The sequence below is a fragment of the Microbulbifer echini genome (assembly GCF_041447225.1).
Taxonomy (GTDB): Bacteria; Pseudomonadota; Gammaproteobacteria; order Pseudomonadales; family Cellvibrionaceae; genus Microbulbifer; species Microbulbifer echini.
Map to the genome: position 1 here is coordinate 1 of NZ_JBGMEL010000028.1, position 22,285 is coordinate 22,285.

Sequence of the window (22,285 nt, forward strand, 5' to 3'; positions counted from 1 at the left end):
ATCTTTAATTACAGCGTATGATCTGCGGTGCAGCATGAGCGCCAAAGGTAATTGCTATGATAACGCTTGTGCAGAAACATTCTTCCACTCACTTAAAGTAGAAGCAATTCATGGTAACCGCTTTCCCACAAGGCGCCTCATGAGAGAAACCATATTTGAGTATATAGAGATAGACTACAATCGAAATCGCCTACACAGCGCCAATGGCTATCTCAGCCCTGAGGCGTTTGAGGAACAACTAGTCGCTTAGTGGTGTGTCCGTCGTTGGTGGGTAGGATCATGGTGCTCATCCAGCCAGCACTTAAAGGCAGTCATAATCGGCCTGGACCCCTCTTGTCGTAAATCGTGTCGCTGCTTTGCGATCAGCTGATTCTCTTTGGCCCTCCTTTCAACCCGATAGAAAGTGCATTGCCTGCTTTGCTAGCCCATCCCCTTGTGCCGCTCTTGCTATGGGTTCAAATTTTCGCCGGGCATGTGCATTGCTGTGATTTGGGTTTACAACTGTCTGCTCAAATAACAACTCAAAAAATGGGTCAGCATCGCAATGCAGCGTGCCTTTAAAGCCGGCAAACCAGTCATTTACAAAATCTTTGTGATCAACGGCATTATATTCATAGAGGATCGCTTCCTTTCCTGGAGGGCCACCTCGGAAACAGTAGGCATAAGATTTTCGGCTTGCTGGCCGGCTAGGTTCGTTAAGAACTTGGAGTGATGTGGCATCCAGAGCCCCAATGTCGTAGCCAATGACCTCGTCTTTTAGCAAATTGCTCAGTGGTTGTAGGGGGAGTTACACAATCGATAACAGTACGAGCCATGGTTTGACGGGGAAAGCTAAAGCCGGCGCGGGTCTCAAACTGTTTTTCCAGGTGATAGAAGGGTTGTCGGTCATCAAGCTTACTGACAATGAGATGGGCTAGAATGGATTCGGTGAACTTACCCTTGGGTAGGATATGCTTTGGCTTGGGAGCAATAACTATTTGACCTACACAGCCTTTAGGGCAGGCAACCTTCTCTCGCAACTCTACAATCACCTCGTATACCGGGGGTATGTAGTTCAAGCGCTCATGGCGTTCGTAATCAACGAGGTTCTTTTGGCAGCCACATGCACAGGTTTTATCCTGCTCTGAGACAGGGATTACCACCTCTTTTCTTGGTAAGTGTTCGGCAAAGGACTTCTTTGTTTTTTTATGGCGCTTGTATGCCGCAATGCTAACCGCATCGTCCAGGTCTTTGTCGCCATCGAAGGGTGAAGCATCATTTTCCTCTAAGGAACTTTCATCTCGAGCTTCTGAACTTTCGAATAGCAATCCCTGGGGATCATCAGGGTCTTCGTATCGCTCAGAGCGCCGACCAAAGAGAGAACGTTGCAGTTGTTTGAATTGAAACAATAGCTGATTGTAAGCCTTTTCAAACTGCTCACTCCGTTGGCGTGAGAGTTTGAGTTCACATGTAAGCTGTTCAACCTGGCACTGTAGCGTATCATCGGTAGCCATTGGGTTTTCCGATGTTAATTTATGTGTGGATTATACCATGGGGTACTATTTTCCAGGCTCTATACGTATCAATAAAAGCGGGAAAAATAGAGTTTTTCTGGTTCTTCTTGCTGAATAAAGTCCAACCCGGAAAGCAGCCACTGTAGCTGTGAAATCGACAACTCTATTGCGTCATTTGAAATGCCAGGAAAGATAAACCTCGACTTCTCATTTCGCTTATAAAGGAGCCAGAATCCATTACCTTCCCAGTAGAGCATACGAATTTTATCGGACTTTTTGTTGCGAAAGACAAAGAGCTGACAGGATGTCGGATCTTTGTGTAATGTATCAGCCACCAGCAGCACAATACCATCAATCTGTTTCCTGAAATCGATGGGCTGACGGTAAAACCAGACTTTGCTGTTAAACGGTAGCCACATCGTATTTACAGGTCCATAAGGCCAGGAATTTGCGCCAACAACACCGGGCTATTGATCACCAGTTTTATGCCATTAGGGAACTCCAATATACCCAGGTTTCCCGTAGTGGCCACAGGGGACTTGATAGCCACGGGAACAAAGTCAGGGGTATCAGACACCGAAGTTTGTTCGGATAGCTTGCGGTACCAGTAGAGGAACTGGCTGTAGTTTAGATTGTGTTTACGAGTATAGGCGCGCTTGGATTGAGAGCTTTTCTCAAAGGCCCTGATATGGGTTTGCCACTGTTGCTGATTCATGGGGCCGTCCTCCGAAGTTGATGGAGGGGGTATCATGGCAGCCTGCCAGAGCAAGTTGAATAATGTGGTTCATGTACCGCTTACAAATAGCAGCGATGCGCGGCGATGTTAAAGCCTGCCACCTCCTCCACTTTTCCGGATAGCTTCGGCACCTAGAAACAGCGGCACAATGTGATCCATGCCATGCTTCAGCTTACTCAGAAACATCAGGCTATCTACCCGGACTCATTTTGTTTGATTTTTAGCCATCCCACTGCGAGCAAAAGCCATTTCCAGATTGGGAAACAATACCAATACCAATGCTGTCAAACTTAGAAGCCACATCTTCATTATGACCTCTAGCGCCAGTAATGTTGCGCGGTCACGGGGTTATAAACAATGGAGCTGTGCTAGGACGGGAGTTCTGTCGACTAAAAGCGGTCAACCGACAACATATACAGGGAGTTCAAAATATATACCATCAGACACCTTAACTGGGTGTATGAATTTACGGATAGAATAATCAAGGAATCACAGTGGCAAAATACTATCGTTTCACTCTGGTATTATTACTTACGGCACTGCTTAATGGCTGTGCGGTGCTCTCACCCAATTTCCAAAAGCCTGAGGTGGAAGTGGTTGCAATAGAACCTCTACCGGCAAGAGCTGGAAATAACCTCAAGTTTCGGATCCACCTTAGAGTCTTCAACCCCAACAACAGTGAGCTGGCACTCTCAGGCCTTTACTACACCCTGCGGCTGGGGGGGCATAAAGTATTGACGGGCACGTCTAACAACCTGATGCCTATTGCCCCCTATGGCCAGAATGATATTGCCGTGGATGCAACAGCCAGCCTGGTAGGCTCTATTTTTGCCGCTGTGAACCTTATCAATCAAAACCAGAACACCGTGCCTTATGAGCTGGAAGCAAAGATTGGCCTGAGCAAATCCCTAATTCCCTCAATCAAAGTAAATAGAAGTGGAGTGATAAGCTTGAACCAATATCGCTGAATATTATACGAGGCTTGTAGAATTTCCGAATATTCAGCTTGGCTATGCCGGTACCATTTCCTGGCCGGCATTCGCAAGGAAAATACCCCAGAGGGTATAACTGCCTACACTCTTCTTTACAAAGCCCTCACATCTGCTTGGTGACAATTAGGGACATCACAAAGTTTCCCATAGGGGCACTATTGTGACTCAGGAAACCCTCATCGGGATGCCCCTGGACGGTATAAAGTTTTGTGTTGTATCTGATATTAAAGCCAAATTCGTAGGCCCCACGGCCAAAGAAAGCACCCAGATTGGCGAGGGTCAGCTCCTTCTCAGGAGTCACACCATAACTGAAAATTTTTACCCCCCCTCTAACCTTGGAGTTCCCCTCCATCAACACGTTTCTTTGAACCGTTTTATGCTCAAATCCAGCCTGTAGATACCAGTAATGCTCAGTTTCCTGGGGGAGAGATAGCACACTGAAGGCCGGTAAAGCACTGCCTAGCAGCAAACGAAACCCCGCACCATAATCCCTAATGATATTGCCTGTTTTCCAGCGCAGATAAGGCACTAGACGGTAGTGTGCGCCTCCAAATTCCCCCTGGGATAGACGGTAATCCATCTTTAGTTCTGGCATCACTCCCCATTCATTATAAATCTGCGAATCCCAGCCCTGAGGGGGTGATGAGGAGACAACCCAATGCAGAAACTTCTGCGTCAGACGAGCACCGGATCTTGGGCCGACGGTTCCAGCATCGATAGCAATATCGATCAGCCAACGATCCGATAAAGGGTAACTGTAGTTAACCCCCAGGTAACTCCAGCCCGCATAAGGGTGTTCATTATTGTAGGGCTTAGACCTGCCCAGATGATCCGGGGTATAAATCTCCTGGCCAAACCGTAAGGTGTAGGGTTTACCTGTGGGGCTCCAACGGATGAAGAGACCACCGGTATAGTCCCTGTCTGTCTGGAAAAGTGCATCATTTACCAGCTCCACCTGCAATTTCCCTCTGGGAGAGCCATCCCCATGGGACACGGAGTGATAGCAGACAGAAAGCAAGCCAATTATAAAAATGGGGCGTATTTTTCTATTTCTCAGCATCCTTACCCGGCCCTTTCGTTTGATTAAATAAGCATCGCCAAACTCACACCCGTGTGATTAATGTCCCCAGTCCCCAACCTTATCCGCCCCAGGAATTTCAAACTCCAGGTATTCCTCAATACTAAAGGGCATTTCATCCACAACTGCTCGAACCCGCTGCCCAATAGCCTTGGTCTCAGGCCGCGCATTGGCAAGACCTGTATAGGGGATACCCGTGCCACTGGGCACATCGGGGTACTTTTTCTTAAAGAGCTGATGCCGGGCCACCATGTGATTGAATTGTCCTTGAGTATGGATCAAGGGCACCAGCTGGGGAGATTCCTCGCGAGGATCCATATAGAGGTCATAGTAAGCTTCCGGCATTCCGGAAGATGCTACCTCCCCGGCCCCAATCCAGTGGCGCTTATAACGCCCCTTTACCGTAGCCCCCAGCTTGTCGCCGGTATAGATAAAGACATAATCACGGCGACCATGGGTATCGCCATGCAATAGCAGTGCTGTTTGATCCAGGCCATCTACCACTCGATCCGTTGGAATATACTCGGCCGCACCACCGAGCTTGGCAAATGTGGTGTAGAGATCGGTGATGTGAACAATATCCCCAACTGCCTGCCCTGGCTCTATCACTCCAGGCCACCAGGCAAAAGCCGGTACTCGCACGCCGCCCTCAGTGAAATCCCCCTTGCCGCCCCTGTAGAGCATTGGCAGCATCCCCCAGCCTGCCGGGGGGTTATGTACCATTGGGCCATTGTCGGCCATAGCGATAAACAGTGTATTTTCCGCAATTCCAAGGCTCTTCAATTCTTCCATCAACTGCCCGACAAAGTTATCTACCGCCGGAAATGCATCCGCCACCATTAGCCCTGCAACTGAGCGCTTAGGCATATATGCGGCCATAAAGTTGAGGAAATTAGGCCAGTAGGCCACAAAGAAGGGTTTCTTGGCTTCGGCATTTTTTTGAATGAATGCCATAGTGCGACGCTCAGCTTCTGGATCAAATTTGCTGAAACACTCGTTGGATGTTCCGCACCATTCACGCCCAGGCTGGCCTTTCTCCCCCTCAATATTCATGACCCAGCCAGCGGGAACCAGCCCTGGGTTATCTAGGCGATAGGGGTCTGGGGGGTAAATATCAGGAAACAACCCCAGTACTGCATTCGCCACATTGGCCTGAGGGTTATAAAGGGAAGTAATCTGGTTCATCGGGGTAAATAACGCCTCATCGAATCCCTGATTGTGGAGATAGCTCTCCTCTATATCTCCCAAGTGACCTTTACCAAAGAAGCCAGTGGCATAACCGGCCCGAGATAAGACCTCAGCAATTGTGACCTCCTCTGCTCGTAAGCCAGAGAACTCATGCGGCATTCCCACCTCTCCCATGCCATGCCGCACTGGGTGACGCCCTGTAAGTACCGCGGCCCTGGTGGGGGTACAGGAAGGCTCACTATACATGCGGGTAAAGTTGATACCCTCCGCTGCCATCTTGTTAAGGTTTGGGGTCGAATAACCGAAATTTTTCTGCAATGCAGGAAAGCCAACCGCACCAAAAGCGGTATCATCCCAAAGTAAGAAAACAATATTGGGCGGTTGCCCGTGCTTGTCCCGCATAGCTTTTAGACGCTTACCAATCTCTGAATCCTCTTGCGCCCAGCGCTCCCCGTTTTGCATTTTCAACACATAGTACTCGGCGTCGTGCACTACTTGTGCTTGTAACAAGGTTGAAAACAGTAGCATCGAGAACCCAGCCAGTATTTGCCTTACAAACACGATCCACCCTCCATGGTTATCTATGGCTATGCGGCTAGGGAATTGATGTTCCTCACCAGATGGGCGGCAAACCCAATTCATCACTGTAGAAGAAAAGAGTTAAAGGGTGGCTCCTACGGCGACAAGCTGGAAAATTTATGAGGGTGAAGACACAGATGGGTTAGTGGTAAAGATAAAAAAGAAAGAAGGAAAGCAGAAAGTGGCGCCCCGTGTTATTCAAAAGGGCGCCAAGACTAGCTGTTGTATCGTTATGGCGATTTATGGTTATCCGCCATTAAGACTGGCCAAGCAGCGCGTAAATACATCACCATGGTCCATAGTGTGAGAGCCGCGGCGATATACAACAGCAGGTAACCGAGACTTTCCATTACCGGGAATTCGCGAACATCAAAGGCCAGCAACACGATAATCGCCGCCATCTGAGCAGTTGTCTTAATTTTACCGACATAAGACACCGCAACACTATTACGCTGCCCCAGCTCAGCCATCCACTCTCGCAAACCAGATACCGCTATTTCACGGCAAATAATGATCGCCGCAGCGACGGTAAACCAAGCACTCTTATGTAGTCCTACAAGCAGCACCAGTGCCGTAGCCACCATCAACTTATCTGCAACAGGATCAAGGAAAGCGCCAAAAGCGGTGCTCTGATTTAGCTTTCTTGCCAAATAGCCATCCAGCCAATCAGTGGCCGCAGCAGCGGCAAAAATTACTGCAGAGGCAATATAACTCCACTTGTAAGGTAAATAGAAGACTGCAACCAGTACTGGTATGAGTGCGACGCGAAGTAGTGTGAGTTGGTTGGCGAGTGTCATACTTTTCTCTGTTCTTGCGGAGGGCGTACGTTATCAAGCCATGATACAAATTGAAACGCTGAATGAGGGACACTAAATAAAAAATCCCCTACCAGGCCTCGTGACTACTCCTGGTGTAATGCCGAGTATATATCTTGAGCGAGCTTGCGACTGATGCCTTCAACACTTTCAATTTCTGTCACCGCAGCCCGTTTGATCTCTTGAAGACCACCGAAGTGACGCAGTAACGCTCGCCTACGAGCAGGCCCCACCCCAGCTATCCCTTCCAGTGGGGACTCTCTTCGTTTTTTGTCACGCCTTGCCCGATGACCAGTGATGGCAAAGCGGTGTGCTTCATCTCTAACCTGTTGAATCAGGTGTAATGCAGGAGAATCGGCGGCGAGCACCAACTCCTTGCTGGTTGAAACGACGTGCAAGGTTTCAAAACCAGCTTTCCGAGTAGTGCCCTTGGCCACACCAATAATCTGAACACCGACAACCCCAAGGCCATTGAGGGTATCAACCGCCTGAGTCACCTGCCCTTTACCGCCGTCAATCAGAAGAATATTTGGGAACTTACCCTCACCGCCCGACAGACGGGTGTAACGACGCTTCAGCGCCTGGCCCATCGCCGCATAATCATCCCCAGCCTGAATGCTCTCAATATTAAAAGTACGATAATCCGATTTCACCGGGCCACCGGTGTCAAAAACCACACAAGAGGCAACAGTAGCTTCACCCGATGAGTGGCTGATATCAAAACACTCCAACCGCTCTGGTAGCTGCTCCAGCCCAAGCACCTCTTGAAGCGTTTCAAAACGACTAAACAGCTTCTGCTGGGCAGCGGTGCGACTACTCAAGTTCTGCTGGGCAGCCTGCTGGGCCATCTCCACCCATGTAGCGCGCCTTCCCCTCAACCGATGGGTGACGACCACATCACGCCCCGCCTGGGCACTGAGCGCCTGCTGTAAAGGAGCTAAGTCCTCCATAGCTTCAGAAGCTAGGATTTCCCGTGGTATCTCCCTCGGCCCTCCCAGATAAAATTGCGGCACAAAAGCAGAGAGCAGTTCCGGTTGGCTTAGGCCTAAGCGCTCACTGGGAAAATAACTGCGACTGCCGAGGATTCGCCCCTGTCTAATAAAAAGCACATGCACACAACAACTACCGCCCTCAGTGGCGACGCCCAGTACGTCGACATCCCCCGTATCTCCCTCAGCTACCTGATCCGCCTGTAGGCGTCGCAGCGCAGAGATCTGATCACGCAAACGCGCAGCTTTTTCAAACTCCAATGCTCTAGAGGACTCATCCATCTGATCGGCCAGCTCGCGGATAATATTGTCGCTCTTGCCCGTGAGAAACATTTCCGCATGGCGCACATCCTGACGGTATTCATCGGGGCTGATAAAGTCGACACAAGGAGCCGTGCAACGATCAATCTGATATTGCAGGCAGGGCCTGGAACGATTGCGAAAAACGCTGTCTTCACAGGAGCGAATACGAAAAGTCTTTTGCAGGAAATTCAGGCTATCGCGTACCGACGAAGCATTGGGAAAAGGGCCGAAATAACGGCCTTTCTTGCGTTTTGCTCCACGGTGCAACGCGATGCGCGGGAAGGTATCGCTGCTGGAAAGAAAAATATAAGGGTAGCCTTTATCATCTTTCAGCATCACATTGTATGGTGGCCGCTGAGACTTGATCAGGCTTTGCTCAAGCACCAACGCTTCTGTTTCACTACGGGTAACCGTTACTTCGATACTGCCTATTTTCTGCACCAAGGCCATGGTTTTAGTCGTAAGGCCCGAGCTGCGAAAATAACTCGCAAGCCGATTGCGCAGATTCTTCGCCTTACCCACATAGAGAATATGGTTGTCAGCGTCAAACATTTGATAAACGCCCGGTTTACGAGTAACCGTTGAGAGGAAACGCTTGCTATCGAACATCTGGCAACCGGTAATACAGATTCAGTGAGTGCACTGTTTGTTGTTAGAGGGCCGCTTCGGGATCGAGCACTTGATATTTGACGGCAAGCAGGGTCAATTCCACATCGCTGTTAATATTCAGTTTCTCAAAGATCCGATAGCGATAACTATTCACGGTTTTCGGGCTGACCGAAAGCGACTTGGCAATCTCAGCCACCTTGGCCCCGTTCACAATCATATCTGCGGTTTGCAACTCACGTTTGGAAAGTTTTTCAAAAGGAGAAAGGTTATCTGGCTGGCCGGAAACATTGCGCAAAGCCATTTTGGTAGCCATGGAATTACTAATAAAAACGCCGCCATTCATTACCGTATGAATAGCTCGCACCATTTCCTCAAGGTCCGCGCCCTTAGTAACATACCCCATGGCTCCAGCCTGCATAAGGCGGCCGGGAAACAGATCGTCATCGAGTGCACTAACAGCAACTACTCGCACATGCGGGCAGCGGTTGAGCAGTTTACGAGTTGCCTCCAGACCACCCATACCCGGCATTTTTACATCCATTAGGATGACATCGACCTCAGTCTCGCGCACAAACTCCAAGGCCTCTTCGCCACAGTTCGCCTCGCCAACAACCTCTATATCTTCGACGTCACTCAGCATGCGCGAAATCCCCATTCGCACAAGATACTGCGTTCTTCTTTTTACTCACGAGGAAACTACCTCGTGTAGATTCACCCCAAGAATCCTGTCGCAACATACCAGACAAAAACGCTACTGCAAAGCGAAAGCACCGTCTCAAATGCTGCTGGAACTAAGATTAACCGCAGGATCTTACCCTCTATATAACTATTAATTATAGCTTAAAAACAAAGCAAATGATCATCCTGCGAACAACGGGCCTCATACCGCACGATTTGCGAAATAAGATACTTAAATAAAAGGGAAATTTTTAAGGTACTTTTGGGAATATAAATACCGAAAATTATTTCTATAGAGTATAACGCCGACCCGCCTATTAATCAGCATAAAGCCCTGTCTACTGAAAGCGGACTTTGGGCCGGGAGGAGATATCCAGAAAGTTATGGAACTCGGGAGTTAATAGGCACTAGGCAGATGCAGCCACCATAGATTCCGCATCAATCAGACTAGTACCCTCCCTCATTCACTATTGGCCCCTACGGGTAGTAACGCGGCTCAGGCTCGAGGGAAACCCCAAACTTTGAGTGAATATCCTCGGCAATATCCTGGGCGAGCTGCACCAACTCATCGCCAGCACCCCTACCCGGATTGACCAACACCAGTGCCTGCTGCTCATGCACACCAACAGTGCTGCGTCGCAAGCCCCGCCATCCGGCTCGGTCGATCAACCAACCGGCAGCGAGCTTCCAGTGTTCACCCGAGGCATAGGCCACTAGATCTGGATGTTCCGCTTTTAGGTTTTGATACAGCCCCGAATCCACCAGGGGGTTTTTGAAAAAACTGCCGGCATTGGGAATCTTATCCGGCAAGGGCAGTTTGCTGTTGCGGATATCAATGACAGCCTGGGCAACCTGACCCGGAGTCAATGAATCACAGTTCCAATCGTGTGCCAGTATATATTGGCGCAGCGCCGGGTAGTTTATACGGGGCTGCCAAGACTGCGGTAACTGCAAGGTAACCTGGGTAATAATATATTTATCCCTTAGGCGCCCCTTGAAAATACTGTCTCGGTAGGCAAAACCACAGTCTTCCTTGGAAAACTCGTGCAGCTCACCGGTGGCGATCTCCACGGCTTGCAACCCCACGAAGCGATCACATAGTTCAATACCATAAGCGCCGATATTCTGGATCGGAGCAGCTCCGATCTTGCCGGGAATCAGCGCGAGATTTTCGAGCCCCCCGATACCGTTCTTGACGGTAGTCATTACCAGTTGGTGCCAGTTTTCTCCGGCTGCCGCCTCAATAACCTGGCCACCTTGATTCGCCCCAAAAGAGAGACCGCGCAGGTCCACCTGAATTGCCAGACCGGGAAAGTCACCGGTCAATACAATGTTACTGCCGCCGCCCAGCGGTAAAATCGGCAGGTTTTGTTCCCGGGCAAAAACCAGAGCCTCACGCAGCTCGTCCAGAGTACACACTCTGGCAAAATGGGCACTGCGCGCCGAGATTGCCAGGGTATTGTGAGGTTGCAAATCGATATCGGTTTCTATCATTAGGGCCAACTTTTAGCCGAGAAGCTCCCGCATACGCTGAAGGTCCTGGTCGGTGTCAACACCACCGGGCACCTCTGCACAGGCATCGGCCACATGAATATTCTCATCGTGATACAAAAAGCGCAGCTGCTCTAAGGCTTCGAACTGCTCCAGGGGCGCCAATGGCCAGGTTACAAAGCGCTGTAAGAGCGCCACACGATAAGCATAGATACCTATGTGCCTGCGGGGTTCCAAGCCCTGCGGCAGTGCATTTGCGTGGATGGCAAACGCATCGCGCGGCCAGGGAATAGGTGCGCGAGAGAAATAGCGAGCCAGCCCGGATTGTGCGGCCACAACTTTGACAATATTCGGGTTGCGAAAATCGTCTATCGAGCAAATCGGCTCGCACAGAGTAGCAACACCCGCACAGGTATTTTCCGCGAGGTTGGCAGCCACCTGGTTGATGACTTGTGCAGGGATTAAAGGCTCATCCCCCTGTACATTTACCAAAATGCGATCATCGGCCAAAGCGAGGTTACTGGCCACCTCCTGTAAACGATCAGTACCCGAGGCATGATCCGCGGAGGTCATACACACCTCTCCACCAAAGCCTCGCACAACCTCAGCTACCCGCATATTGTCAGTGGCCACGATCACCCGCTCGGCGTTGCTCTCAGAGGCACGCTCAAAAACATGCTGTACCATGGGTTTACCGGCAATATCTGCCAATGGCTTGCCCGGCAGTCGGCTGGAGCCGAAACGAGCGGGAATAATCACATCAAACGAATATTTATTTTTCATCTTCGGAAAACTGTTGCAGGTGCTGATGCACTTTTTGATAGAAAAGATCGGGTAACCTGGCGCGCACCTCTAGTGCCCACCAATGACTCTCCCAAAAGTCCCGACATTTTACCGCGTCTTTCATGGTCATAATCACGGGGGTCTCACCGTCAAAATGCAACTCCTGAGAGCTAAATTGATGATGATCGGCAAAAGGCTGCTCCATCACCTTGAAGCCCATACGCTGTAGCGCGCGAAAAAACCGCTGCGGGTTGCCAATCGCCGCCACTCCGTGACAGGGGCCCGGTTCAGGGCCGGAGGTCAGACGCAAAGTCGAGGTCTGATCGAGATTAAACTGATGCCAGCAAGAGGGCTCCAGGGTCATCTGGTACTCCAGCAAGGCACCACACTGCTTTTTCACCTTGGGCTCGGGCTCTCCATTACTGACCACAAGATCCACGGTCTGCAATCGGCTGGCAGACTCCCGCAGCGGGCCTCTTGGGAGCATATGCCCATTGCCGAGACCCCGATGACCATCCACCACACAGACTTCAAAACTGCGCCAGAGACTGTAATGCTGTAGGCCATCATCAGAGAGGATGACATCACACTGATGGTAATCAATCAGCGCCTTGGCCGCCTCACTCCGATTCGGGGATACCATCACAGGAACCCCGGTAATCAGGTGCAGCATCAAAGGCTCATCACCGGATTCCAAAGGGTGTGACTGGGCTGTCACCTGATAGGGGTACTGCTCGGCACGGCCCCCATAACCCCGACTGACAATACCGGGGTTTCTGCCCCGTTCTTTCAACCAGCGTGCCAACTCAGCCACTAGCGGCGTTTTGCCGGCTCCGCCGACAGTGATATTACCCACAACAATCACTGGGACTGGTAATGGCTCTGGCGGTGTTCTGGAGCTGATCACCCTGCGCCGCTTACTCACACCGCTGTAAAGCAACTCCAGGGGCGTAAGCAAGGACAAAGAGGGGCTCTTGCCACTCTTTGCGTACCAGCGCTTGTTAAACCAATCTTCCAGTGACATCCAGTGCCCTAACCCATAGTCTGCTGTTGTAATAATGTGGCGTAACGCCCACCGCGAGCGAGTAGCTCGCTGTGCTTGCCACTCTCAACGATGCGCCCTTTCTCCATGACCAGAATGCGATCGGCATTTTCAATCGTACTGAGGCGATGGGCGATCACAAAGGTGGTGCGATTTTTCATCACTTCCGACAGGGCCGACTGAATATGACGCTCGGATTCATTGTCCAGGGCCGAAGTGGCCTCATCGAGAATCAAGACTGGCGCATCTTTCAGCAGCGCTCGTGCAATCGATAAGCGCTGGCGCTGTCCGCCAGAGAGCATCTGAGCATTATCACCCAGCACAGTTTCCAGCCCCTTGGGAAGCTCTTCGATAAAACTGGACGCGTGCGCCAACTCAATAGCGCGCAATACATTCTCCTTAGGAGCACCTTCCAGCTCACCGTAGGCAATATTGCGGTAGACCGTATCGTTAAACAGCACAATATTCTGCGACACCATACTGATATGTCGGCGCAGATCCCGCAACGGTACGGTCGAAATATCGGCGCCATCAATAAGGATGCGGCCTCCACTTGGCTCATAAAAACGCGCAAGTAAGCTCACCAGGGTAGTCTTACCGGAGCCGGAAGCTCCCACCAGAGCCACTGTCTCACCCGGTTCCACCGAGAAACTAATCTCCGAGAGCACCTGAGGTACAGACTCATCGTAACGAAAATCGAGCGCTTCAAAGGAGACAGCACCGTGAACAGGCTTAGGCAGCGCCTCAGACCCACCCTCTGGCTCCCTGGGAATATCCATGACCTCAAAAATACTTTCCGCAGCAGCGATCCCTTTTTGGATATCGGCAAAAACCTCAGAGAGGCTGCGCACGGGTTTTGCCAGAGAGGCCGCCGCACCGATATAAGCGGCAAAAACACCCGCCGTCATCGACTCCACCATACCCGGTGCCAGTGCCAGCCAAACAATCGTGGCGGTCGATAGGCCAACTAGGATCTGGATCACCGATACGCTGGCGTTATTGGCCACCACCAGTTTCATAAACTGTCTGCGGTTATTGTCACTAGCCGTCTGGAAACGAGTACTTTCATACTCCTGCCCACCGTACATCCGAACGACCTGATAACCGTTGATGGCCTCCTGAGTAACATGGGTAACATCCCCCATGGAATTCTGGATACGGTGGCTCAGCTTGCGGAAACGTTTGCCCACGGTACGCACGATAAGAGCAATCAATGGGGCAAACAGGAAGAAAGTTAAAGTCAGCTTCCAGTTCACCAGCAAAAGGTAGGCCAGCAATGCAATCGTGGTGAAGGTCTCACGAAACAATACCTTTACCGCTTTGGTAATAGAGTTGGTCACCTGCTCGACGTTGTACGAGACTTTTGAAATCAAATAAGCGCCGGTGTAGCGATCAAAATAAGCACTGGGTAACTGGCCGATCTTTTCAAAAAGCTGTGTGCGCAGCTGATGAATCACGGCACGGCCAACATAGGCGAGTCCGTAGCTACCAACAAAGTTACCTATTGCACGCAGAACAATAATGATCAGCATGGCCACGGGCACCAGCCAGCGCGCCGTCTCTTGCGGCATCACGCCATCAGGATAATAGGAGGCCACAAACTTCGAGAGAAAGCCGCGGCTCTCCTGAATACCCGCACCCACGGCGTCCAGAAGCAGTTCCGTAACAGCGATCAGACTGACGCCCATGATGGAAAACAGGAAGAAGCCCAAAACAGCAACACCAAAAATAGCTAGGTGTGGTCGGGCATAGGCGAGCAAGCGGCGGTAGGTGTGCGCCCCGCGCTGTGGTTTATTGGGGGGCATGGTTACTTTCTTCATACAGACCAATGACTGGACTCGCCCTTATCACTTGGGTAAAAGGGCGAGTGCGCTCGCGGGGCCAGCAGTCAATCCCTGACTGGAAACTTAGCCCAGCGCGCTAGTTCTCTTCTGGTTGCCGTGTAGTAATGCTTAGGTTGACAAAACCTAACTGTCCAGCGGCATCCATTGCCCGCACCACGGCCTGATGGTGAGCGGTGGCGTCGGCGGTTATGACAAGCGGGCGATTGTACTCGTCTGCGGAAACTTCCGACAGCGCAGATTTCAAAGTGGTTAGCTTTTTATTGATCAACGCCTGGCCATCCACCGAATAAGAACCGTCCGCACTGATCATAATTTCAACAGCACGCGACTGTTCAGCCGCCTGTGGTCCAGCGGCCTCAGGCAGGTTCAGCTTCAGATGGCTCTCTTTCGTGAAGGTGGTCGACACCATAAAGAAAATCAGCAGGAGAAAGACCACATCGATTAATGGCGTAAGGTTTACCCCATCCTGCTCTTTGGTTTGTCGGCGGAATTGCATCGGTTGCTACCTCACTCAGGCCGCATTTTCAATTTTGCGATCACTGTGCAAAGCATCTACCAGCTTCACCGCTTCCTGCTCCATGGTTACCACGATGGTATCCACGCGACGCTGGAAATACCTGTGTGCCATCAGTGCCGGGATAGCCACTATCAAACCCGCCGCCGTAGTAATCAAGGCCTGACTGATACCGCCAGCAAGAATGCCCGCGTTACCAGTTCCCTCCAATACAATTGCGTTAAACACACGAATCATACCAAGGACGGTGCCCAGCAAACCGATCAAAGGTGCAACTGCGGCAATAGTACCCAAGGCATTGAGAAAACGTTCCAGTTCATGTACTACCTGGCTCGCAGTCTCTTCGATACTGTCTTTCATGACTTCGCGGCCATGGCGGGAATTAGATAGGCCTGCCGCAAAAATTCTTCCAAGCGGACTGGAGTCGCGCAATTCTTTGAGTTTTTCCCCGTTGACCTGATTGCTCTTCAACCACCCCCACACTTCACCCAGTAAAGTACGCGGTGCAATGCGCTGTGGGTTCAGTGTCCATAGGCGATCAATACAAATGGCAATAACGGCAGCGGAACAGAGTAAGATCGGCAGCATTATTAGCCAGCCGCCAGATTTTATTATTTCAAACACTTTTCTTAGCCCCAAACAGCGAGAGGGATTAATGGAATTTTTTCCTGCAACAAATGCGCAGAGACAGCACTTTATCACAGCTACTCACGGCGGCTAAGTCCTCTACTAGCTTCAGCGCTACCATTGTGATCCGCATACCAAAATCTTGGTGCGGATCGACCCAGCTTGATCACGGGCTCCGAAGCCTCATCATGCCAAAAAAACTCTATCGCTCCGCTTTGTGCTGTGTTGAAAATTTGCGCTTCCATTGCACGGTAGCGCGCGACAACATCGGCATGCGGATGCCCAAAATGATGGCGAAATCCCGCACTGAAAATAACCCGCTCTGGTTTTGCCCAGGTCAATAAGGTTTGTGAAGATGAAGTTTTGGAACCGTGGTGAGGCGCCACCAGTAAGTCCACCGGCCCCTGTTCTGGGTACAACTGTCTCAGCCGACGCTCTACCGAGCGGCTAATGTCACCACTTAACAGTATCCGTACATGGCGCCACTCAACCAAGGCAACACAACTGTGATCGTTTTCTTCACCATCGATCTCCCTTTGTAGCGGCCACAACCAGCGCACAGAAAGTTCGCCAAATGAGATGCTTTCCCCCGCCACGCAGGGCTCAGTTGGAATATTGAAAGTGCCCGCAAGTTTCTGCCCTAATTGCCCAGGGGCATAGAGACGGGTTGATGGTAGGGCTTGTAGTAAACCTTTCACCCCACCGGCATGATCCCGATCGCCATGACTCACAATCAAGGCATCGATCACCTTTACACCACTTCCGCTGAGATAGGGCGCGACTATGGCATTGCCAGCACTCCATCCTGAAGAGGAAACCGGCCCCGTATCAAATACGAGCCGCCCCTCAGGAGAGTGCAGAGAGAGCGCGAGTCCCTGCCCCACATCCAATGCAGTGAAGGTAAGCCCCTGGCGCTGCTCCACAACCGACACAGGCAGCAAGGGCTGCAACAGCGGAAGTAGGAAAAGCCACCCCAAGTAGCGCCCCGGTAAGCCCCTAGGCAAAACCAACAGAAGAACGCACAGCGCTGACACAAAGAGCAAACTGGAAGTTTGAGGGGGCGTCAGGGCTTGCCAGCTGGGTAAGAATTGCTCGGCTCGAGCAAGCATCGTCATAAGAAGATCCAACTGCCAGTCGGCAAACTTAAAGCACCAGTGACCCAGGCTCGACCCCACGAGCAAGGCACCAAGCATTAAAGCCGGCAGTATTAATAAGCCAAGCCAGGGAATGGCAAGCAAGTTAAGCAGTATTCCCCCCGTGCTATAACCGGAGAAATACACCACAGAAGGCAGGATCAGCCCCAGAGTCACCAACCACTGGCTGCGCAGAAGCGACACAAAAAAGGAGGGCCAGCGCTTAGACAGCCCGCTCAATTTATTCGCCGCCTCACCACTTAATCGTGCACTCCCCTCCGGCCTAGTGGCCTGCCGACCAGAAAACCCCAATAGAAGTGCCGCCACAGCGGAAAAAGACAACCAAAAACCGACACCGAAGAAGGCCAGTGGTTGGATAAGTAATACCAGCGCCAAAGCCACTGAAAAAGCGAGCCCAGCGCCCACCCTGCGCCGCCAGTGCCATGCCAGCAGTAAAACCCAGATCATCAGCAAGGCCCTCTGCGCAGAGAGGGGCGCACCCGCTAGTAGCGTATAAGCTAAAGTCCCGGTGAGAGCCAATAACAAGGGCAGCCATCTGGGACTTATACCCACCAACACCCCCAAGAAACGTGCCAGTAACTGCCCCACAAAGAGGAAAAACCCGGCCACCATGCCCACATGTAGACCCGAGATCGCCAGGAGGTGAGCTGTCCCCGTCTGTCGCAACATCTCCCTATCGGTATTAGAAAGGCCACTGCGATCACCCAGCAACAGTGCAGCTACCAAAGCATGGTGATCAATTGGCAAGCTTTGAATCACTCCCCTAAGATGATCTCGCACAAAGGATAATCCACTACCCTGCCGCAACCACTGCGGCTTTAGATCCCGCGTACGTACATAGCCGGTTGCATATACTCGACGCTGTAACAGCCAGCCCTCGTAATCAAAAGTATGTGGATTCACGCTACCCCGTGGGCGTTTTAGCCGCACCGGCAAAACCCAATGGCTATTACCGCGCAAGCGTGCCAAAACATCTTTATCGACCCGATACCAAGTGAGATATAGAAGGCTTCCCGCCTTAATAGGGCCCCGACCCGTCTCCTGTACTCGTGCCTGGAAGCGGATATCCCTACCCAAAGACCGCTGCCAGTCGTTGCCCCTCGCGGGTTTCTCCTCGGGTAAAGAGACAACTTCGACCGTCAGGAGCTGATCAGTACCCTGTGCCGTAATAGGCAAGCGCTGCTCTAACGCCGCTTGATTACTGATAAGAGCCCACAATGCCCCAAACATAGAAACACAGAGCAGCACCAAAAGTGTGCGATTCCGACAAAGGGTAAGCAGCGACAGCAGTACAGCCAGATAGCCCCCCAGCATCACCCAAAGCTCCGGTAGGGTGGGCAGCAAACCCACTGCGACCATCGATAAGGAAAACACCCAAAGCGCCGAGGTCACCCCCTCGAGCAAACCGATGTCCTTCAAGCCGCTACAACTTTGAGCATTGAATGGTTTGTAGACCGATATTTTCCCTGTCATCCCTGTACAAGGCCCTTTCGTAATGAGTATTCCGTTAGACTGGGCCCTTCGTACAACCGGCACCATGGAACCACAAACCGCCCGAAACCGGCGTATTAAGCCACTTAATGACGGCCTTTGCCGTTTTTATGACACTCGTTGGTCATATTTTTTCAAGAAAAATACCCCCTTTAACATGTTTGTAATATTCAGGTCGCAAAATCCGCACCAAATCGAGGGACAGCCAACAAACTAAACGGAAGGCTTCCCCTCACACCACAACCATAATCTGTGCGAGACGACTATGAATAAGACCGCTCTCTCTCTGGCCATTGTTGCCATGATCCCTACTCTGGCCAACGCCCAAGAAGAAGGCGATGTCCTCGACTTTTACGGCAAAGCCAATGTTACCTTCCAGTCTGCCGACGAAGATGACGGCTCTGTCACTGACGTTCAAAGCAACGCTTCCCGACTGGGCGTGAAGGGTGAGATCGCCCTGACCGACGGTATCAAGGGTATCTACCGCATGGAATACCAGGTAGATATGGACGGCGACGCTGATGACACCTTCTCCCAGCGCAACATCTACGCGGGTTTGGAAGGCGGCTTCGGTCAGGTAATCGCGGGTAAATTCGACACCCCGCTGAAAGTAGCCCAGAAGAAAGTTGACCTGTTCAACGACCTCGAAGGCGACATCAAAAGCCTGATCACCAGCAGCGACAACCGCGAAGAGGACGCCCTGCAGTACACTACGCCGTCTTTCGCAGGCTTCAAAGCTTCTGCGGCTTACATCAGCAACAAAGACGAAGTAATTGGCTACGAAATCCTCGGTCAGGACGATAATGGTGACGTCATTCTGGGTGATGAAATTACCCGTGATAACGGTGTTTCCGTTTCCGTTGCCTATGACAACAACGGTGTTTACATGGCCTACGCCATCGACCAGGATGTTGAAGGCCAGGACGTTGACGTTCAGCGCTTTGTAGCCCAGTACAACATCGGCCCTGTACAGGTTGGTGCACTGTTTGAAGACCAGGAAGATGGCGCAGGTGAGAACACCGACGGCTGGATGGGCTCTGTTGCGTACAAAATCGAGCAGTGGACTCTAAAAGCTCAGTACGGCCAGTCTGACATTAAGAAAGAAGACGGTGAGACCTATAGCCTGGGCGTTGACTACAAGTTCAACAGCGCAGCCAAAGTATTCGGTTTCTACACCGACGAAACTGCTGATGGCGACTACGACCGCAACTATGCCGGTATCGGTGCTGAATACAAGTTCTAATAACACCCTGAGCGACGCTCATCCAAATTGGGTTTAGGTTGAGCCGTTAGGCGATCGCTCAGTGTAAAGAGCTTGAAAAAAGGCGGCTTTAGCCGCCTTTTTAGTACCTGTCGAAAATGGAAGCGGATTTTACTAAATTACCAACAGATCCATAAATCGGTTCACTGGCATTCCCTCAAGTTTCTCCTGTTCTTCGAAGATACCGACAATCTTTTCTACCCGGTGAGGGGGAAAACGCGAGAGTAGATTTGATCTGAATTTCTCCCCCAACAACGGAATACCCTCCGTACGTCGACGTCGATGCCCCAATGGATATTCGACGGCAACCTGATCTGTCTTTCCGCCGCCTTTAAAAAACACCTGAACCGCATTGGCAATAGATCGCTTCTCTGGCTCCAGATATTCTTTGGAATAACGCTTGTCTTCTACCACAACCATCTTTTTGCGCAGCTCATCTATTTCTGGATGATCCCGATGAAAATTATCCTCATAAAAACCGGCAGACAAACGACCAAATAGCAAGCCGACGGCAACAATATATTGAAGACAGTGATCTCTATCCGCAGCATTCGCCAGGGGGCCTGTTTTAGCGATAATGCGAATAGCCGATTCATGGGTAGTCACTACAACTTTATCAATTTCCGCAATTCGCCCCGCAATCTGTGGATGCAGGATAATTGACGCCTCACAAGCTGTCTGACCATGAAACTCTGCGGGAAAGGAAATTTTGAACAGAATGTTCTCAATAACATAGGAGCCGTAATCACGGGGAAAGTGAAATTCACGATTTGCCGGCGTCTTTATTTTCTGATCTGCGCTGGTCTTACTGAACGAAACATCGTAAAAACCCCACTGTTTTGCGGTAAGTGCGCCGGGCACCCCCATCTCCCCCCGCAGGGCGATATCGGCCAAACGAACTCCCCGTGACGTAGCATCCCCAGCAGCCCAGGATTTACGCGAACCGGTGTTGGGCGCATGCCGGTAAGTACGTAAGGCGCTGCCGTCCACCCACGCCAGGGAAACGGCTGCCATCACCTCTTCCCTACTCCCGCCTTTTAGCCAGGCCACCACTGCCGTTGAAGCGACCCGCACAAGCAGAACATGATCGAGGCCCACACGATTAAAGCTGTTTGCCAATGCCAATACGCCCTGGATCTCATAGGCTTTTATCATCGCCTCTAGAACGGTTCGCATCTTTAACGGGGGTTCTGCAAAGGTCAATTTCTTCTGGGAGAGATAGTCGCAAACGGCCAATATGGCTCCCAAATTGTCAGAAGGATGCCCCCATTCCGCCGCGAGCCAGGTATCGTTGTAATCCAGCCAGCGAATGGTAGCGCCTATATCCCAGGCGCTCTTTACTGGGTCCAGACAAAATTGTGTACCTGGAACACGGGCGCCACTGGGCACCAGAGTCCCCTCTACTGTAGGGCCGAGTAATTTTGTGCACTCAGGAAAACTTAGCGCCAAACATGCACACCCGAGGGAGTCCATGAGACAGTGGCGCGCCGTGCGCCAAGCCTCATCTGAATCAACCTTGTAGTAGAGAACGTAATCGGCGATATCTTGTATCACCTGATCATATTCCGGGCGATTAGTCCGGCTTGAATCGGAGCACATAACTGAGAACCTGACGTTGGTATGAAGGGAAATCAACAAGCCTAGCGGCTCTAGTCGCCATCCTCGATAAGACTGAGGAAGCCCCTAAACCCAAGACTTGGCAGAAACATAGAACATCTCGATGATACTGGCTCTTTGTGCTTTAGACCGTCACAATACTAGACCAGCTAACTACTGGAACTGCGAAAAAATGGTTTGTTATTGTTTAAAAAAGTGTTGAGGATCGATATATTTCTAATTAACTTTTGGGCAGATACCTTCACTACAAACGTCTCTACATTGATCAGTTCAAACTAAAAAAGATTGGAACCAAACCACACACTCCAAATTCACCTGCGGAATGTTAAGTTGCAAGAAACCATTACTAAAACAAAAAGAATATACTGCGCGAAAGAAACGAAATTATTCCGACAGGGACAAACCTCTCAGAAGATTTACTTTATTCACACAGGCTATGTTCTTATCCGTAAAGTAGATTTTCATGGTAATCCGGGAGTTGTTGATCTGTATGGTCCAGGTTCCTGGTTTGGGCCAGGTTTCGGTGGGCAATCACAAGATACCGAAGCAGTTGCCAAAATAGGCTGTGAACTTGAGGTAGCCCTGCTAGAAAATATCGATACCTTGATGCGCTCACTGTCACAAACTCCAAAAGATCTCATAGAGCACTTAGCTAATAGAGAATCCCTATTACAACAACGTCTGTTTCAGCATATAACCGCACCTTTACCAGTAAGATTAGCAAGCTTATTGTCTCAACTATTCCACTTTCGGGGGCAGCCATGTGCTCACGGACATGAACTGGACGTCAAACTTTCTCAGTCTGAGCTAGCGGCCATGGCGGGCGGTAGTAGACAAACCGTTAGCCAACTTCTCAGTCGCTGGAAGGAGGATGGTGTTATCGATTACACACGCCAACATATCTGCCTGCTCAACAAAATTGCCCTGGAAGCTTTAAGCCAAAGATAAGTCTCGCCGTTATGTCAGCTAGCTGACAGTCAACTTGCCCATGCCTCCCTATA

The 22,285-nt window shown here is 50.9% G+C and carries 21 protein-coding genes; 4 read left to right on the forward strand and 17 right to left on the reverse strand.

Annotated features, from left to right (window positions below; genetic code table 11):
• Positions 1-250: IS3 family transposase (locus ACCI51_RS18320; protein ID WP_371844885.1), on the forward strand; the 250-nt coding region annotated here is incomplete at its 5' end.
• Between the two features lie 138 nt (positions 251-388).
• On the opposite strand, the gene ACCI51_RS18325 is transcribed toward ACCI51_RS18320, so the two are convergent.
• From ACCI51_RS18325 to tnpA, 4 genes are all read right to left on the reverse strand, one after another.
• Positions 389-763, reverse strand: a complete 375-nt coding sequence (locus tag ACCI51_RS18325; RefSeq protein WP_371844887.1) for an IS66 family transposase — start codon at positions 761-763, stop codon at positions 389-391.
• A complete protein-coding gene (locus tag ACCI51_RS18330; protein ID WP_371844889.1) occupies positions 696-1,493 on the reverse strand; it encodes an IS66 family transposase in 798 nt (265 codons plus the stop codon). Before ACCI51_RS18330 ends, ACCI51_RS18325 begins: the two co-directional genes overlap by 68 nt.
• Positions 1,494-1,561: 68 nt before the next feature.
• Positions 1,562-1,912 carry an IS66 family insertion sequence element accessory protein TnpB gene (tnpB, locus tag ACCI51_RS18335; RefSeq protein ID WP_371844890.1) on the reverse strand — a complete coding sequence of 117 codons (351 nt, stop codon included), beginning with the start codon at positions 1,910-1,912 and terminating at the stop codon, positions 1,562-1,564.
• Between the two features lie 5 nt (positions 1,913-1,917).
• Positions 1,918-2,208 carry an IS66 family insertion sequence element accessory protein TnpA gene (gene tnpA / locus ACCI51_RS18340; RefSeq protein ID WP_371844891.1) on the reverse strand — a complete coding sequence of 97 codons (291 nt, stop codon included), beginning with the start codon at positions 2,206-2,208 and terminating at the stop codon, positions 1,918-1,920.
• A 515-nt stretch (positions 2,209-2,723) separates the two neighbouring features.
• Here tnpA and ACCI51_RS18345 point away from each other — a divergent pair.
• On the forward strand, positions 2,724-3,197 hold the full coding sequence (locus ACCI51_RS18345; RefSeq protein ID WP_299587471.1) for an LEA type 2 family protein: 474 nt from the start codon (positions 2,724-2,726) through the stop codon (positions 3,195-3,197).
• A gap of 127 nt (positions 3,198-3,324) precedes the next feature.
• Here the strand turns inward: ACCI51_RS18345 and ACCI51_RS18350 are convergent, their stop codons facing one another.
• From ACCI51_RS18350 to ACCI51_RS18405, 12 genes are all read right to left on the reverse strand, one after another.
• Positions 3,325-4,281 carry a lipid A-modifier LpxR family protein gene (locus ACCI51_RS18350; RefSeq protein ID WP_371844893.1) on the reverse strand — a complete coding sequence of 319 codons (957 nt, stop codon included), beginning with the start codon at positions 4,279-4,281 and terminating at the stop codon, positions 3,325-3,327.
• A 57-nt stretch (positions 4,282-4,338) separates the two neighbouring features.
• Positions 4,339-6,015, reverse strand: a complete 1,677-nt coding sequence (locus ACCI51_RS18355; protein ID WP_371844895.1) for a sulfatase-like hydrolase/transferase — start codon at positions 6,013-6,015, stop codon at positions 4,339-4,341.
• 281 nt (positions 6,016-6,296) lie between these two features.
• Positions 6,297-6,863: a CDP-diacylglycerol--glycerol-3-phosphate 3-phosphatidyltransferase gene (gene pgsA, locus ACCI51_RS18360; protein WP_371844896.1), complete on the reverse strand. Its 567-nt coding sequence runs from the start codon at positions 6,861-6,863 to the stop codon at positions 6,297-6,299.
• Positions 6,864-6,967: 104 nt separating this feature from the next.
• A complete protein-coding gene (gene uvrC / locus ACCI51_RS18365) occupies positions 6,968-8,782 on the reverse strand; it encodes an excinuclease ABC subunit UvrC (protein WP_299587460.1) in 1,815 nt (604 codons plus the stop codon).
• A gap of 43 nt (positions 8,783-8,825) precedes the next feature.
• A complete protein-coding gene (locus tag ACCI51_RS18370; RefSeq protein WP_371844897.1) occupies positions 8,826-9,437 on the reverse strand; it encodes a response regulator in 612 nt (203 codons plus the stop codon).
• Positions 9,438-9,937: 500 nt separating this feature from the next.
• Complete coding sequence (gene murB, locus ACCI51_RS18375) at positions 9,938-10,954, reverse strand: UDP-N-acetylmuramate dehydrogenase (RefSeq protein WP_371844898.1); 1,017 nt, start codon at positions 10,952-10,954, stop codon at positions 9,938-9,940.
• A 12-nt stretch (positions 10,955-10,966) separates the two neighbouring features.
• On the reverse strand, positions 10,967-11,734 hold the full coding sequence (gene kdsB / locus ACCI51_RS18380; RefSeq protein WP_371844899.1) for a 3-deoxy-manno-octulosonate cytidylyltransferase: 768 nt from the start codon (positions 11,732-11,734) through the stop codon (positions 10,967-10,969).
• Complete coding sequence (gene lpxK / locus ACCI51_RS18385) at positions 11,724-12,758, reverse strand: tetraacyldisaccharide 4'-kinase (protein WP_299587450.1); 1,035 nt, start codon at positions 12,756-12,758, stop codon at positions 11,724-11,726. Before lpxK ends, kdsB begins: the two co-directional genes overlap by 11 nt.
• A gap of 8 nt (positions 12,759-12,766) precedes the next feature.
• Entirely contained in the window at positions 12,767-14,581 is a 1,815-nt protein-coding gene (gene msbA / locus ACCI51_RS18390) for a lipid A export permease/ATP-binding protein MsbA (RefSeq protein WP_371844901.1), read from the reverse strand.
• 115 nt (positions 14,582-14,696) lie between these two features.
• Positions 14,697-15,116: an ExbD/TolR family protein gene (locus ACCI51_RS18395; protein WP_299587445.1), complete on the reverse strand. Its 420-nt coding sequence runs from the start codon at positions 15,114-15,116 to the stop codon at positions 14,697-14,699.
• A 15-nt stretch (positions 15,117-15,131) separates the two neighbouring features.
• Positions 15,132-15,758 carry a MotA/TolQ/ExbB proton channel family protein gene (locus ACCI51_RS18400; protein ID WP_299587443.1) on the reverse strand — a complete coding sequence of 209 codons (627 nt, stop codon included), beginning with the start codon at positions 15,756-15,758 and terminating at the stop codon, positions 15,132-15,134.
• An 80-nt stretch (positions 15,759-15,838) separates the two neighbouring features.
• The gene (locus tag ACCI51_RS18405) at positions 15,839-18,388 is read right to left on the reverse strand and encodes a DNA internalization-related competence protein ComEC/Rec2 (protein WP_371844902.1); all 2,550 of its coding nucleotides are present in this window, start codon (positions 18,386-18,388) and stop codon (positions 15,839-15,841) included.
• 283 nt (positions 18,389-18,671) lie between these two features.
• Between ACCI51_RS18405 and ACCI51_RS18410 the strand changes: the two genes are divergently transcribed.
• Entirely contained in the window at positions 18,672-19,649 is a 978-nt protein-coding gene (locus ACCI51_RS18410) for a porin (protein ID WP_299587438.1), read from the forward strand.
• A gap of 132 nt (positions 19,650-19,781) precedes the next feature.
• Here the strand turns inward: ACCI51_RS18410 and ACCI51_RS18415 are convergent, their stop codons facing one another.
• Positions 19,782-21,266 carry a bifunctional 2-methylcitrate dehydratase/aconitate hydratase gene (locus ACCI51_RS18415; protein ID WP_371844903.1) on the reverse strand — a complete coding sequence of 495 codons (1,485 nt, stop codon included), beginning with the start codon at positions 21,264-21,266 and terminating at the stop codon, positions 19,782-19,784.
• A gap of 348 nt (positions 21,267-21,614) precedes the next feature.
• Between ACCI51_RS18415 and ACCI51_RS18420 the strand changes: the two genes are divergently transcribed.
• Positions 21,615-22,232: a Crp/Fnr family transcriptional regulator gene (locus ACCI51_RS18420; RefSeq protein WP_371844904.1), complete on the forward strand. Its 618-nt coding sequence runs from the start codon at positions 21,615-21,617 to the stop codon at positions 22,230-22,232.
• Positions 22,233-22,285: the final 53 nt, after the last annotated feature.